Here is a 13,624-nt window from a genome sequence, read left to right on the forward strand (position 1 = left end):
CAGCCGCACTCTTGAGTTCACCCAAGCAAATCGCTAGGTTGCAAGAGCAAAGCGATGTTGATGCAAGGGCGACCGAGGGGGATTCGGTGAGTGCACGGACGAGGGCGGGGACACACCACCGCAGGACGAGGGCGGCGGCGGTCATGGTCGGCGGAGCACTGTTCGCCCTGGTGGCAGGGGTGCTGCCCGCCATGGCGTCCGTACCGGCGGCGCAGGAGACCACCGCGCAGGACGGCACGGGCAGCGGCAGTCTCGTGATGGTGCTCGACTCCTCGGGCTCCATGGCGGATGACGACGGCACGGGCCGGACGCGTACGGAGAGCGCCCGCACTGCGGTGGGAACGGTGGTCGACGCGCTGCCCGACGGGCACCCGGCCGGCCTGCGGGTGTACGGGGCCGACCGGCCCCGGGGCTGCACGGACACCCGGCTCGTACGTCCGGTGAGCGCGCTGGACCGGGCAGAGATGAAGGAGGCCGTCGCAGCCGTGCAGCCCCGGGGGGACACCCCCATCGGGCTGTCCCTGCAGAAGGCAGCCGAGGACCTTCCCGCGCCGGAGGACGGTGTCATCGGGACACGCACGATCCTTCTGATCTCCGACGGCGAGGACAACTGCGGCACTCCGGCCCCCTGCGAGGTGGCCGAACAGCTCGGCAGGGAAGGCGTCGGGCTGCGCATCGACACCGTGGGCTTCCAGGTCGAGGGGGCTGCCAGGGAGCAGCTGGAGTGCATAGCCGAGGCGGGCAACGGGCGTTACTACGACGCACCGGACGCGGACGCGCTCGCACGCCAACTGCAGCGTTCCGCGCAGCTCTCGGCGGGCGGTTACCGGTTGAAGGGCGATCGGATCGAGGGAGGGGTCACCACGGCGAAGGCCCCCTCCATGGCCCCCGGCCAGTACCTGGACACCATCGGGCCCGGTGAGAAGCGGTACTACGCCGTGAGTCTGGACGCGGTCTCCACGGCGGACTTCGCGGCCACCGCGGTGCCGCAGCCCGGTGCGGCCGTCGACAGCCTCGACGCCCTGAGCACCGGCCTGGCGTACGGCGACGGCGAATCCACCTGTGAATCGGACACGGAGCGCTTCCTTCAGCAGGAGGGCGCGACTCCGCTTACCTCGGCCGTGTCCCGGATCCGTTCGGAGGACGGCGAGCGCGTCTGCGACGAGGCGGGCCGCTACTGGCTAGTGGTCGAGCGGCAGAGCAAGAAGGGTTCCGACAGCGCCCGTTGGCCCCTGGAGCTCGTGTACGGCGTGGAGACGCCGCTCGCGGGCGGAGTCACGCCCGCGCAGTCCCAGCCGGATTACGGAAAGGGTGGGGAGAACGCCCAGCTGCCGACGGGGGATCCGCGTGACGTGCGGGGCGGCACCGGCTTCAACGACGCCAAGGGGCTCGGCCGGGGAGTGTGGCGGGACCGGATCCTGCCGTCGCAGACCCTCTGGTACAAGGTGCCGGCGGGCTGGGGCCAGCAGGTGCGCTACGACGTCGAGTTCTCCAACGAGCCCACGGTGGACGGCGGGTCGGCCACCTACTCGTACGGAGGGACGCAGCTGTTCACCCCGGCGCGCTTCCCGGTCGACAGCGGCAGCGAGTTCCGTTCGACGGCGATGTACAGCGGGAAACCCGCGGCGCTGCGGATGGGTTCCGTCCCGGTCGCCTGGACCAACCGCTACGAGTCCCGTTCGGCGGTCACGCCGGTGCACGCCGGGGGCGACTTCTACATCGCGGTGACCCTGGGGGCGAAGGCGGCCGAGATCGCCGAGAATCCGCGCATCGGTGTGGTGCTGCGGGTCGCGGTACTCGGGGACGAGCTGGCCGGTCCCGAGCACGGGGCCGAGGCACTGGCGGGGAAGCCCGGCGGTACGAAGGCGGGCAATGACGGCAGTACGGCGGGGGCCGCAGACAGCGGTGGTACGGGCGGGGCAGGATGGACCGGCATCGCGGCCGCCGGCGGAGCGGGCGCCGTGGTCGCTCTGATCGCCGTGTTCCTGCTCGTACGCAGCCGGCGCGGGGCAGGTACGCAGACGACGAGGGGAAGCGCGTGAACAGGCAGCGCAACAAGGGCCGGGTGACGCTCGCGACGGTCGCGGCGGTGTGCGCGGTGGCGGCGATGCCGGGGCAGGCGCACGCGGCCGACGGCCCTGCGGCGTACACCTTCGATCCCGCGGCGTCGAAGGTCCAGGGCACGGAGACCAACGCCGACGCGGCGGAGCTGAAGCCGGGGTCGGTCTACAGGAGCTCCGTCAAACAGGGGCAGAAGCTCTACTACCGTCTGGAGCTCGACGACAAGACGGATGCCTACGTCTCCGCCGTAACCGTGCCGAAGGCCGGCGGAAAGGTCGCCTACGGCGACGGCATCACGATCAGCATCAGGGACCTCGACGACAACGAGTGCAGTTCCGAGGACGCGGCCTTCGAGTCGGCGGAGTTCCCGCGCCCGATCGCCGCGTACGCCCACCGGACCGTGGAGAAGGACAGCACCACCTGTGCGGCGAGCGGCACGTACAACGTCCTGATCGAGCGGGAGAGCAAGGCGACATCGTCCCCCGAGGCCTGGGACCTGGAGCTGCGCTTCGAGACCGAACCGGCGCTTAAGACCGGCGGATCGATGCCGACCGAAGCGCCGGAGAACTGGCCCTCGGCCTCGCCGGCGCCGCCCTCCGGTAAGCAGAAGCGGGCCGGTGGAAGCAGCTACTACGACGCCACCAGCCTGGAGTCGGGCGAATGGGTGGACACCATCGCACCGGGTCAGACCCGCTTCTACCGGGTCCCCGTGGACTGGGGACAGCAGATCTTCACCACGGCCGCGCTGAGCAACAGCAGTAAATCGACGGAGTATCTCGGCAACGCCCTGGCGCTGTCGCTGGACAACCCGGCACGCGGTCATGTGGACGGCGCGACGCTCTCGTACTCCGGTGCGCCCACTTCGGTGGCCCTGGACCCACTGCCTCCGGTGGCGTACCAGAACCGCTACGACTCGGGGTCCGACGTCAGCGCCATGCGTTTCGCCGGCTGGTACTACCTGTCGGTGACGCTCTCGCCGGAGGTCGCCGAGCAGTACGGAGACGCGCCCATCGGGCTGACGCTCAAGGTGAAGGTGGTCAACGACACCAAGCCGTCGCCCTACCAGGGGGACGCCGGGATCTTCGGGATCACGGACGACGACAGGGACATGGCCAAGAGCGGCCAGAGCGCGCCCGAGGCCGGTGAGAGCGACACGATGAAGATGGTCGCCGCGGCCGGTATCGGCGCGGGTTCCGTACTGGTGCTGGGACTCGGGGCATGGACCCTGCTGGCCAGGCGCAGGACGGTCCCTGCCGACGTGCCGCCGGGCGCGGGCGGGCAGCCGCCGTTCGGCGGTCCGCCGCAGGCCTGGTAGACCGCTCCCCGGGCCTGGCGGGCGTCAGGCCCGGTCGGCGCTCAGGTCCGGTCGGCGCTCAGGTCCGGCCGGCGCCCAGGCCCGTCGGGCCCTCAGGCCTGTGTGAGTGCCCAGATCCCCACCGCGAAGCAGATCAGGGCCACGACCAGCACCGGGACCGTCACCTTCGGGGGCGGTCCCGGCCGCTTGGCGGGGGACGTCCTCGGCGCGGCCGGCGAGACGCCCTGGGGCGCCTGCGGGTGCTGGGCCGTGTAGGCGTGCGTGGGCGCGGTCCCGTACGGCGCCGCGGACGTGGCGGCCTGGGCGAGGCCCGGGGCGGCACCGGAGGCGTAGGGGGACGCCGCGTGGGCCGGAAGCGGGGTGGACGGCGTCTGCGGCTCCGCCGGGTGCGGGATCGGCGCGGGATGCTGTGGAGGCGGAGCGAGATGGAAGCTGCCCGTCTCCGACATCGACGAGGGCTGCGCGTAAGGCTGCTGGCCCGGCGCGCCCTGCGGAGGAGCGTAAGGCTGCTGTCCGGGCCCCTGCGGCGCGTACGGCTGCTGCGAGGGCTGAGGGGCGGGCGGTGTGCCGCCGGCCGCCTGCGCGGGCTTCTGTGGCCCGTTGCCGGGCGCTTCGGGGGCGGCGGCGGGCCCGTCAGGGCCGAAGCCGGCGGGCAGCGGGCCGATCTGGTCGAACACCTCCACCCGGTCGTCGTCCGGACCGGGTTCCGGCAGCATCTCCACCGCTGCCGTCAGCGCCTTGCGCGCACCGGTGGCCGTACGGAAACGGGTGTGCGGGTCCGGTTGCAGCAGACCGGCGAGAACCTGCCACAGGGGCTCCGGCACACCCTGGGGCGCGCCCGGGGTGCCGTGCGCGGCGAAGTACTCGATCAGCGCCTGGGAGTCCGGCTTCTGGCCCTGCAGCAGATAGAGCGCGACGAGACCGACGGCGAACAGGTCCGCCGGGAAGTCGGGCTCCGCTCCCATCATCTGCTCGGGCGCGAAGTAACCGGGCGTGCCCACCACGTAGTTGGTCTCCGTCAGCCGCGGCTCGCCCTTCCGCATCGAGATGCCGAAATCGGAGAGCCTCAGATGCGGCCGGCCCGTACCGGTGGCCTCCATCAGGATGTTGGCCGGTTTGATGTCGCGGTGCACCACTCCCTCGGCGTGCACCGTGGACAGCCCGGACAGCAGCTGATCGAGCAGGAGGCACACGAATCGAGGGGGCAACGGGCCGTAGTCGCCGATGACATGGGCGAGCGACCCGCCGCTGACCAGGTCCATCGTGAACAGGACCTTGTCGTCGTCGGCGGCCCAGCTGGCCGGGGCGAGAACATGCGGATGCTCGATCCGCAGTGCCTGCTCACGGACGAAGCGCAGCAGCGTGTGTGCGTCGCTCTGCTGCAGGACCTTGGCCGCCACATACCGGCGGCGCCGGTGGTCCCATGCGCGCCAGACGGCGCCGACCCCACCACGTCCGATCGGATCGACCAGCTCGTACCGACCAGCGAAGACCTCACCCATTGCGCTGCGCCCGCTCCCGTTCCCGTTCGGTTCGTGCCCCGGCTGTCGGGATACTGCCACGGCTCTGCCGCCCAGGGGCGGCCCAGGCCCTGGATTCCGTACTAGCTCTGGTGGCCTTCGTAGTGCGCGACCGCGTCCGCGGTGCGTCCCGCTCCGTACACCCTGAGGAACTCTGCCAGCTCGGGGTGGGCCGGGGCGAGGGAGTCCGCCGCCTCGATGATGTCTCCGGCCGCCGAGACCGACCGCAGCAGCGACTGGATCTCGCGGACCACGCGCCGCACGGTGGGGGCCCCGCCCGTGCTGGAGGTCTGGGCCGTGTTGGTCAGGACCGAACCGCCCTGCGACTTCTTGATCTCTTCCATCCGGTCGGTGGCCTCTCCCGCGCTGACGCTGCCGTCCGCCACCTGGCTGGCGAGCTCCTGAAGTGCCTGGACCCGCTGGACGACCGCGGGATTGCCGATCTTGGCGCGCTGCCCGCTCATCAGCTGGGAGAGCATGGGGGCGGACAGCCCGAGCACCGCCGCGAGGCGTGCCTGGTTGAGGCCGAGGTCGTCGATCAGCCTGCGGAAGAGCGCCCCGAGCGGCTCTCCGTACCAGCTGCGCTGGAGCTCCCGGGCTCTAGCCGTCGCCTCTTGCTGCGCTGCGTCCATTGCGTCTCCCCTTCGCTGCGGCTTCGCTGCTGCGAACCTCGTCGTGCATCTTACGGAGAGCCGTTGCGGGCCGGGAGCCCCAATCCTTTTGCAGGATTCGGGGGGTCACCCGGTACTCTGTTCTGCGAAGGACGCCGCGTCACGGGTATGTCCCGTGGTGTCTGGTTTTCGGGGCCTTAGCTCAGTTGGTAGAGCGCTGCCTTTGCAAGGCAGATGTCAGGAGTTCGAATCTCCTAGGCTCCACGCTCCCCAAACCCCTCTGACCTGCGGAAACGCGAGTCAGAGGGGCTTTCTCGTTGCCGCAGGTGGGCACATGGTGGGTACATCGACGTTCGTCGTCCGCCGGCGCACAGCCGGTGCCCGTACTGGCAGGCGGGAGTCGGAGTCGTTCGACGACATCAAGTCCGCTGAGAAGTTCCGCGACCTCGTCAAGGCGCACGCTGAGCAGTGGCGGCCCGGCTGGACCCGAGGCCACGGTTTCGTTGCGGACCGGCGCCGCAAGGAGACGATGTTCGAGCCCTTCGCGCTCGCCTACGTCGACCGGCGCACCGGCATTCAGGGAGACACCCGCAGCAAGTACAAGACGCGGATACGCGCCAATATGACGCCCTGGTTCGGTCCCTACCCGTGGAAGACGGTGAGGGCACCATCCGCCGAGAGATGGTTCAGGACTGGGTCAACGACCTGGAGGCCGGGCGGCTCGCCCTGCTCGATCCTTCAGGTCTGTTCTGCGGGAAGGAACCTGGCGGCTTTGGCTACAAGTTGCTGGTGGAGGAAGTCGACGGCATCGTCGGGCCGCATTCGGGCCAAGGAGACCATGCCGGTGATGACCACGTCCGCGATTTCGGCCTGGGCGTCCTTCCACGTGTGGCTGTTGCCCTTTCGTGGGTTGAACCCGCGGGCACCCATAACGGCCTGTGCGGCTTCCCCGGTCTCCTCGGAGATCTTCAGTACCTGGAGCGTCCACTGCTCTTCCAGCGGCAGGCCGCGCTCCATGTCGTGAGCGGTGAAGCGGGCAGCCAAGGCATCGATGATGTTCCACGTGTCGCTCTGCATAGGTGGTGGCGCTCCTCGTTCGTGGCGGTGGGGGCCCGTGGGTGTGCTTCGCGTTCGACGGGTTACCGGTCTTTGGCCAGGGCGACGAGTTCGGCGAAGAGGCCGCCGCCGTCGGCGAGGTCGTCGTATCGGCCCTGTTCGATGATGCGGCCGTGGTCCATGACGATGATCCGGTCCGCGATCCGGGTGTTCTCCAGGCAGTGCGTCACGACGATGGTGATGCGGTCCGCGGCGATGGCCTTGATCTCCTCGAAGATGTCGTGCTCACCTCGCGGGTCCATCTGCGAGGTCGGCTCGTCCAGGATCAGCAGCGGCGGACGGCGGTAGAGGGCCCTGGCGCAGGCCGCGCGCTGCCACTGGCCGCCGGAGAACTCCGAGCCGCCCCACACCTCGCGGGCGAGCAGGGTGTCCAGGCCGTGAGGCAGTTCCTCGACCGCTTCGCGCAGGCCGACGGCGTCGATCGCGTCCCACACGGCGACGTCGTCGAAGGTGCGCGGCTGTCCCAGCGTGACGTTCTCGCGGACCCGTAGCGGCCACTGCGCGAAGATCTGCGGTACCAGCCCTGTGCAGCGCCATACGGATTCCGGGTCTACGGAGGCGAGGTCGTCACCGTTCCACAGCACCCGCCCCCTGTCGGCCAGGTAGATCCCGGTGATGAGACGGGTGAGTGTGGACTTCCCCGATCCGTTCTCCCCGACGATGGCCAGGATCTCGCCGCGCCGCAGGGTCAGCGAGACGTGGTCGACCGCCGGCGTTTCCTTGCCGGGGTAGCGGTAGACCACCTCGTCGAGGCGGACCTCCTCCACGGGTGCCGCAACGGCGGTGTCGCCGCGGTGCGGGGCCTTCTTCGCCGCGTCGTCGAGGAAGGTCTGCATGTCCGTCAGGTAGAGGCTGGTGTGGAACAGGGCGGCGCCGTTGATGACGACCTGGGACAGGGCGGCCAACGTCGTTTGCACTGCGACAAGCGCGGTCGCGGCGATAGCGAGGTTGACGCGGCCGGTCACGGCGAGCCAGGCGAGTCCGGCCCACGTGGCGGTGAGGAAGACGCCCCCGAGCAGCGAGGTGCCCAGGGTGATCCGCAGAGTGCGGGGGGCGGCAGCCAGGGTGCGGCCGTCGATGCGCTCGGACAGGGAGCGGTACCAGAAGAGCAGGTAGGAGGTCATGCCGTTGGCGCGGACCTCATCGGCGTACTTCGACGTGGTGGCCCACCACCGCATCATCGAGCGGGAGTTTCGGTCGGCGACGTTCGCGTAGTGGACCTCGTAGTCGACCCGGGCGGCCATGATCGCGCCGATGCCGGCGGGCAGCACGGCCAGGACGAGCAGGGGCAGCATCAGAGGGTTGAGGATCGACAGCACGCCGCTCGCGGTGAGCATGCGTACCAGGGCGGACATGAACCGCTGGGCGTCGTTGATCATCACGTGGCTGCGGACCACGCCCATCTCCGCTGCCTCGTGGCGGTCCGAGAAGCCCTCGCCGGAGAGCGCGGATGCCTCCACGAGGCACACCGCTTCGACGAGCGCGGTGTCCGCGTGGGTGGTGACCGGCGGGGTGAGACGTCGGTCGGCGTACGTGGACAGCGCGCTGGAGACACGAGCGAGAGCGGCCGCTCCGGCCACGACGAGGAGTGCGGGCAGCGCATCCCGTAGGCGGTGCGAGACGGCTCCGGTGCCGAGGATCACCTGCATGGCACGGGCGGCCCCGGTGAGGAGCACGGCCGCCGAGATCCCAGTGATGACTTGACACCCCAGGAGCAGGAGGACCGCCCGGCGGTCGATGATCCACGCCGTACGGGCGACGCGCCGAAGGACTGAGGGGAGCCTTGAGCAGAGGTCTGGGAACGAGACCTCGCCCAGGGGGTTGACGCTGTACTGCCCGCTGTACGTGAGGTCCGCCGGAGGCGGTGGCGGGGGTTTTGAGTGGGTCGCACTTGTGATGTCGGCAGTGGTCAACTGCGTCCCTCCAACAAGGTAGTTGACGCCGTTCTGGGTGATATTGGAGTCAACGACGCGAGCGGCGCTTTCGAACACACGTGTTTGAGCCGGTCCGGGTTCCGTGCAAGCGCACGGCCTGCGGGCGATGCAGGGTGAACGGACCCTTACGGCGCGGGCTGGGCGTGCTGTTCCGTGATGGCCGAATCGCCGAGGGCGAGGTGCATGGGGCGGGCGTGGTCGCCTCCGATGTATGCGCTCTCACCGGTGGCGAGCGCTTGCAGCCCCACCACGACCCGAAAGCCTTCCGTCCAAGCACTCGAACGCGACATCCGGGCCTGGGTCGCGGACTGGAACGACCACCCACGGCCCTTCATCTGGACCAAGACCGCCGACGAGATCCTCGACAAGGTCGCGACCTGCTGCCAGCGAATCTCCGACTCAGGTCACCAGGCCGTGTCCGCCGGATCACGAGGCCCTGAACGCCCGCCGGTAGGCGCCCGGGGTCGTGCCCGTCCGGACGCGGAAGCGGCGGCGTAGGTTGACCGCGGAGGCGAGGCCGACGCGGGCCGCGATCGCCTCGACCGGAAGGTCCGTCTCCTCCAGCAGAGTGCGTGCCGCGGCCACCCGTCGGGAGAGCAGCCATGCACCCGGACTTGTGCCGAACCACTTGGCGAAGCGGCGGGCCAGGGTGCGGGGCGAGACGCCGAGGTAAGCGGCCAGGTCGTCTACCGACGCTGTCCCAAGGCGCTCGTCGGCCCACTTGAGCAGGCCGTTGAGCGCGTCCCTGGGCGGTGGAGGCGGTGCGTGCTGCGTCTGGCCGACCTCGCGATGCGGCGGCAGCACCATGTGCCGCGCGAGCAGGGCCGCGTACGCCGCCCCATGGTCGTGCCGGACCAGATGCAGGCACAGGTCGAACCCCGCTCCCGCTCCGGCGCTGGTAGCGACGTCGCCGTGATCCACATAGAGTCTGTCCGGCTCCACGCGCACCCGGGGGAACTCGCGTCGCAGCTGCTCGGCGCGCGCCCAGTGCGTGGTGGCCGAGCGGCCGTCCAACAGTCCGGTGCGGGCCAGCGCGAACACCCCGGAGCAGATCGTGACCAGCCGTGCCCCGCGCGCGTGCGCCCGCAGCAGCGCTCGGCGTACGGGATCGGACAGCGGCTCTTCCACCGGCAGCCAGCCCGGGATGATCACGGTGTCCGCTGTGTCGAGCGCCGATAAGTCCTGTGACACGGACATCGCGTACCCGCCTGTGGTCGGCACTGGGCCGGGCGTCTCCGTGCACGTCTCAAATCGGTAGTGCTGTGGCATCTCTGGGCGCTTCGTGCCGAAGACCTCGACGGCGCAGCCGAGTTCGAACGTCGACTGCACCGGCCGTACCAGGGCTACCACGCGATGCATGGCACGAAAGTACCCCACGGTGTCGGCGCAGACTCTGTCTCGTCGAGACCCACTCGCGGCACTGTTGCAGGCATGCACCCCGAGATCCTTACGCAGGAGGGCTACACCTCCGTCTCTGTCGACGATTCCCCGGTCCGTGAGCTGTTCCCCGGCATCCGGCTGCGTCCTCTGTGGCGGGGGCCGGCCGGCGCGCACGCCAACGTGCTGGAGATGGAGGCGGGTACCTCCTGGCCACGCCGCGACGTTCACGCACCCGGCCCGGAGGAGGTCTACGTGGTTGCCGGCACCTTCAACGACGGAGCACGCGACTACCCGGCCGGCACGTTCCTGCACGCCCCGGCCGGGTCGTGGCACGTGCCCTCGACCACCACGGGCTGCACGCTGTTCCTCTTCTACCCTGAGGGCTAGTGGTGCTTCGTTAGGTTCAGTGTCTGGTTCGGTTGCGGGGTAGGAGTCGGTTTCACGTGAAACAGAGAGGGGCGTCGGAAGACCTCAAGGTCTTCCGACGCCCCTCTCGGGCGTCGTTCCCGGGGCAGTCCGGGTCAGCGCTGGTCGTCGCGCTTGGCGCCGTCCGCCTCCGAACCGGTCTCGGCGTCGTCCTGCTTGGCGCGGACCTCCGGGTCGAGCACGGTCGAGCCGCTGCCGTCGACCGAGGTCAGAGGGGCGCGGTCGTCGGGCACCTCGGTGGGGGCGGGCGGCTCGACCAGCCAGTCCGGGTTGGCCTGCTTGTCCCACCACTTCCAGGCGGCGAACGCTCCGCCGGCCAGAGCGCCCAGCACGAGGAAACCCTTGACCGCCCGGCCTGCCTTGGCCCGTCGCTCGTGCTTCCTGACGAGCTTCTGGATCTCCTTGGCGGTCACCTGGCCACGGAGGGCGGCCAGCGCCGCAGTGCTGCGGGCGGTGGCCTGCTCGGCCATGGGCCGACTCGCCGCCACGGCGTACTCGACGCGCGGCACGGTGTAGTCCGCCGCAGTGCGGGCGGCGCTGCGGGTCCGGACGGCGGCCTTGTGCGCTGCCTCGTCAACCTTGGGGGGCATATGGGTCAGCGCCTGTTCGATACGTGGTGCGAGATGCGTGCCGTACTGGACGCGGGCCTGCGCTGCTGCCTTCGACACCTTGGGTGCGAGCCGCGCACGAGCCTCGTACGCGTAGTGCGTGGCCTGTTCCTTGGCCGTGTCGGCGTAAGGCGCCACCACTTCCGCGGCGTGCTGCGCGCTGTCCTTCGCCGAGTAGGTTGCGGCGCGCACGCTGTCGATGCGGGTCACGGGATCCTCCTCATTGGTGGCGGGTAGGTACTCCGCCTATCCACCCAACTCGAAATCATGCCCGCTGGTGCCTAGGGCGCCAGGCGGGACGGGCATCCGGGTCATGAACGTCATTCTCGGGCAATACCGTGCAAGGGGAGCGTGTCGCCGACCTTGCCACGGTTCGTGTCGGCGCGCTCCGTGTCGTCGGGCACTTGGCCGCATTTATCCCGCAGGAAGTGTGGGAAAGGTGCAGGAAAACGGGCAACAAGGTGAGTGCCGCCTTTCCGGGTGCTGTGACCGCACTCTGGAGCAGTTGCACCGTGCGAGGATCGGTGGTCATCAGCGAAGACTTACGGAAGGCAGATCGTGGCCGAGCAGCTTTACGCCACTTTGAAGACCAATCTGGGCGATATCGAGATCCGGCTGCTGCCGAACCACGCGCCCAAGACGGTCAAGAACTTTGTCGAGCTCGCCAAGGGTGAGCGTGAGTGGACCAACCCGGAGACCGGCCGGAAGTCCACCGACAAGCTGTACGACGGCACTGTCTTCCACCGCGTCATCGGCGGTTTCATGATCCAGGGCGGTGACCCGCTGGGCAATGGCACGGGCGGCCCTGGATACGAGTTCGGAGACGAGTTCCATCCGGACCTCGCATTCGACAAGCCGTACCTGCTGGCGATGGCCAACGCCGGTCCTGGCACCAATGGTTCGCAGTTCTTCGTGACCGTGTCGCCCACGGCCTGGCTGACTCGGAAGCACACGATCTTCGGTGAGGTCGCCGACGAGGCGGGCAAGAAGGTCGTGGACGCCGTCGCCGCGGCTCCGACCAACCCGCGCACCGACCGTCCTCTCCAGGACGTGGTGATCGAGTCGGTCGTCATCGAGACGCGCTGACCCGCAGGCGGCCGTCTCCTGGGCCGCTGACCTGACAGGCCGCCGCCCTGCGGGGAACCAACCGCCCTGCTCGTCCGTACTGTTACATAACGGGCGAGCGGGGCCGTCGCATGTGTGCCCCCTGTACGGACGAGGACCGAAGGGGCCGTGACCGATGGACCAGCAGCCGCCGGAAGAGCAGGACGGGTCCGCGGCCGCGGGCGGGCCGCCCACGTGTTACCGGCATCCGGGCAGGGAGACGGGAATCCGCTGCACGCGGTGCGAGAGGCCGATCTGCACGGACTGCATGATCGAAGCATCGGTGGGCTTCCACTGCCCGGAATGCGTCCGTGATGGGTCGGGCAAGGGCCACCACCCCGCCGTGAACCGTCCGCGGACCCTGGCGGGCGGAAACGTGGCCGCCGATCCCCGACTGGTCACCAAGATCCTGCTCGGTATCAATCTCGCCGTCTTCATCGCGGTCTCTGTCGTCGGCCGCTCGCTGCTCGACGATCTCCTGCTCTTCGGCCGTGCCTACTCGGGCGATCCGTCGACCGGTCTCGAAGGCGTGGCGGAGGGGCAGTGGTACCGGCTGGTGACGTCGATGTTCCTGCACCAGGAGGTGTGGCACATCGCGTTCAACATGCTGGGGCTGTGGTGGCTCGGCGGGCCGCTGGAAGCCGCGCTGGGCCGTGCCCGCTACCTCGCGCTCTACCTGCTGTCGGGGCTCGCGGGCAGTGCTCTCACCTACTGGATCGCTGACCCCGCACAGGGCTCGCTCGGTGCCTCGGGTGCCGTCTTCGGCCTGCTGGGTGCCACGGCCGTGCTGATGCGCCGGATGAACTACGACATGCGCCCGGTCATCGCGCTGCTCGTGGTGAACCTGATCTTCACCTTCGCCTGGAGCGGGATCGCCTGGCAGGCGCATGTCGGTGGACTGGTCGCCGGCGCGCTGATCGCCATCGCCATGGTCCACGCACCGCGTGAGCGCCGGAATCTCGTGCAGTACGGCGCCTGCGCGCTGGTCCTCGTGGCGGTCGTGGTGGCCGTCCTCGTCAGGACTGCTGTGCTCACCTGAGCGGAAACAGTTGTTCCAGGGGTGCGGTTGTCCACAGAGTGTGCCGGATCTTGTGCATGACGTGGGGAACAGGTGTGCCCCTTGTCGCTGAACCGGGTTTTACCAGGCAGGACAAGGGGCGTACCCTCCCGCGATGCGTAAGCGTGTAGTCACACCGGCGTCAACTTCGAGGGAGGTTATCCACAGATCGTCTGACCTTTTCCCCTACCTGTGGATAACTCTGTGGGTAACTTCAGGGCAGAGCTACTTCCACTGAGTGGAGACGCCGAATCCGCCTGCGATGAAGCCGAAGCCCACGACGATGTTCCAGTTGCCGAGAGCGTCGATCGGCAGATCGCCCTCGGTGACGTAGAAGACCACGATCCAGGCCAGACCGATCAGGAAGAGCGCCAGCATCACCGGCGCCACCCAACTGCGGTTGGTCAGCTTTATGCTCGTCGACTGCTTCGCCGACGGCGGCGTGAAGTCTGCCTTCTTGCGGATACGTGACTTCGGCACGAGGGACTCTCC

General features: G+C 69.3%; 13 protein-coding genes, 1 tRNA gene and 1 pseudogene. 7 read left to right on the forward strand and 8 right to left on the reverse strand.

The window, feature by feature from the left end; all coding sequences use genetic code 11:
• The first annotated feature begins 143 nt into the window (after positions 1-143).
• On the forward strand, positions 144-2,042 hold the full coding sequence (locus ACIREO_RS31445) for a VWA domain-containing protein (RefSeq protein WP_404116411.1): 1,899 nt from the start codon (positions 144-146) through the stop codon (positions 2,040-2,042).
• Positions 2,039-3,376, forward strand: a complete 1,338-nt coding sequence (locus ACIREO_RS31450; protein ID WP_404116329.1) for a hypothetical protein — start codon at positions 2,039-2,041, stop codon at positions 3,374-3,376. Before ACIREO_RS31445 ends, ACIREO_RS31450 begins: the two co-directional genes overlap by 4 nt.
• Positions 3,377-3,468: 92 nt before the next feature.
• Here the strand turns inward: ACIREO_RS31450 and ACIREO_RS31455 are convergent, their stop codons facing one another.
• Positions 3,469-4,878, reverse strand: coding sequence for a serine/threonine protein kinase (locus ACIREO_RS31455; RefSeq protein WP_404116331.1), 1,410 nt, complete (start codon positions 4,876-4,878; stop codon positions 3,469-3,471).
• A 101-nt stretch (positions 4,879-4,979) separates the two neighbouring features.
• Complete coding sequence (locus ACIREO_RS31460; RefSeq protein WP_404116333.1) at positions 4,980-5,528, reverse strand: helix-turn-helix domain-containing protein; 549 nt, start codon at positions 5,526-5,528, stop codon at positions 4,980-4,982.
• A 170-nt stretch (positions 5,529-5,698) separates the two neighbouring features.
• Between ACIREO_RS31460 and ACIREO_RS31465 the strand changes: the two genes are divergently transcribed.
• A tRNA-Ala gene (locus ACIREO_RS31465) sits at positions 5,699-5,771 on the forward strand.
• 474 nt (positions 5,772-6,245) lie between these two features.
• Here the strand turns inward: ACIREO_RS31465 and ACIREO_RS31470 are convergent.
• The 3 genes from ACIREO_RS31470 to ACIREO_RS31480 all read right to left on the reverse strand — a co-directional run bounded on the left by ACIREO_RS31470 (position 6,246) and on the right by ACIREO_RS31480 (position 8,808).
• Positions 6,246-6,584 (reverse strand): hypothetical protein, encoded by a 339-nt coding sequence (locus tag ACIREO_RS31470; RefSeq protein WP_404116335.1) that lies wholly within the window; start codon positions 6,582-6,584, stop codon positions 6,246-6,248.
• A 62-nt stretch (positions 6,585-6,646) separates the two neighbouring features.
• Entirely contained in the window at positions 6,647-8,299 is a 1,653-nt protein-coding gene (locus tag ACIREO_RS31475) for an ATP-binding cassette domain-containing protein (RefSeq protein ID WP_404116337.1), read from the reverse strand.
• Positions 8,300-8,682: 383 nt separating this feature from the next.
• The gene (locus ACIREO_RS31480) at positions 8,683-8,808 is read right to left on the reverse strand and encodes a hypothetical protein (RefSeq protein ID WP_404116413.1); all 126 of its coding nucleotides are present in this window, start codon (positions 8,806-8,808) and stop codon (positions 8,683-8,685) included.
• Between the two features lie 13 nt (positions 8,809-8,821).
• Here ACIREO_RS31480 and ACIREO_RS31485 point away from each other — a divergent pair.
• Positions 8,822-8,965: pseudogene (locus ACIREO_RS31485) on the forward strand (IS630 family transposase); the annotation flags it as partial.
• Positions 8,966-8,983: 18 nt separating this feature from the next.
• Here the strand turns inward: ACIREO_RS31485 and ACIREO_RS31490 are convergent.
• Positions 8,984-9,916 carry a GlxA family transcriptional regulator gene (locus tag ACIREO_RS31490; RefSeq protein WP_404116339.1) on the reverse strand — a complete coding sequence of 311 codons (933 nt, stop codon included), beginning with the start codon at positions 9,914-9,916 and terminating at the stop codon, positions 8,984-8,986.
• A 72-nt stretch (positions 9,917-9,988) separates the two neighbouring features.
• Between ACIREO_RS31490 and ACIREO_RS31495 the strand changes: the two genes are divergently transcribed.
• Entirely contained in the window at positions 9,989-10,324 is a 336-nt protein-coding gene (locus tag ACIREO_RS31495; protein WP_404116341.1) for a cupin domain-containing protein, read from the forward strand.
• Between the two features lie 134 nt (positions 10,325-10,458).
• Here ACIREO_RS31495 and ACIREO_RS31500 read toward each other — a convergent pair whose 3' ends face one another.
• On the reverse strand, positions 10,459-11,181 hold the full coding sequence (locus tag ACIREO_RS31500) for a DUF5324 family protein (RefSeq protein WP_404116343.1): 723 nt from the start codon (positions 11,179-11,181) through the stop codon (positions 10,459-10,461).
• A gap of 348 nt (positions 11,182-11,529) precedes the next feature.
• Between ACIREO_RS31500 and ACIREO_RS31505 the strand changes: the two genes are divergently transcribed.
• Together ACIREO_RS31505 and ACIREO_RS31510 are read left to right on the forward strand one after the other, a co-directional pair.
• Complete coding sequence (locus ACIREO_RS31505; RefSeq protein WP_404116345.1) at positions 11,530-12,057, forward strand: peptidylprolyl isomerase; 528 nt, start codon at positions 11,530-11,532, stop codon at positions 12,055-12,057.
• Positions 12,058-12,211: 154 nt separating this feature from the next.
• Positions 12,212-13,114 carry a rhomboid family intramembrane serine protease gene (locus ACIREO_RS31510; RefSeq protein ID WP_404116347.1) on the forward strand — a complete coding sequence of 301 codons (903 nt, stop codon included), beginning with the start codon at positions 12,212-12,214 and terminating at the stop codon, positions 13,112-13,114.
• 243 nt (positions 13,115-13,357) lie between these two features.
• Here ACIREO_RS31510 and crgA read toward each other — a convergent pair whose 3' ends face one another.
• Positions 13,358-13,612 carry a cell division protein CrgA gene (gene crgA, locus ACIREO_RS31515; protein WP_404116349.1) on the reverse strand — a complete coding sequence of 85 codons (255 nt, stop codon included), beginning with the start codon at positions 13,610-13,612 and terminating at the stop codon, positions 13,358-13,360.
• Positions 13,613-13,624: the final 12 nt, after the last annotated feature.

The sequence above is a fragment of the Streptomyces sp. NPDC102441 genome, assembly GCF_044765585.1.
Taxonomy (GTDB): Bacteria; Actinomycetota; Actinomycetes; order Streptomycetales; family Streptomycetaceae; genus Streptomyces.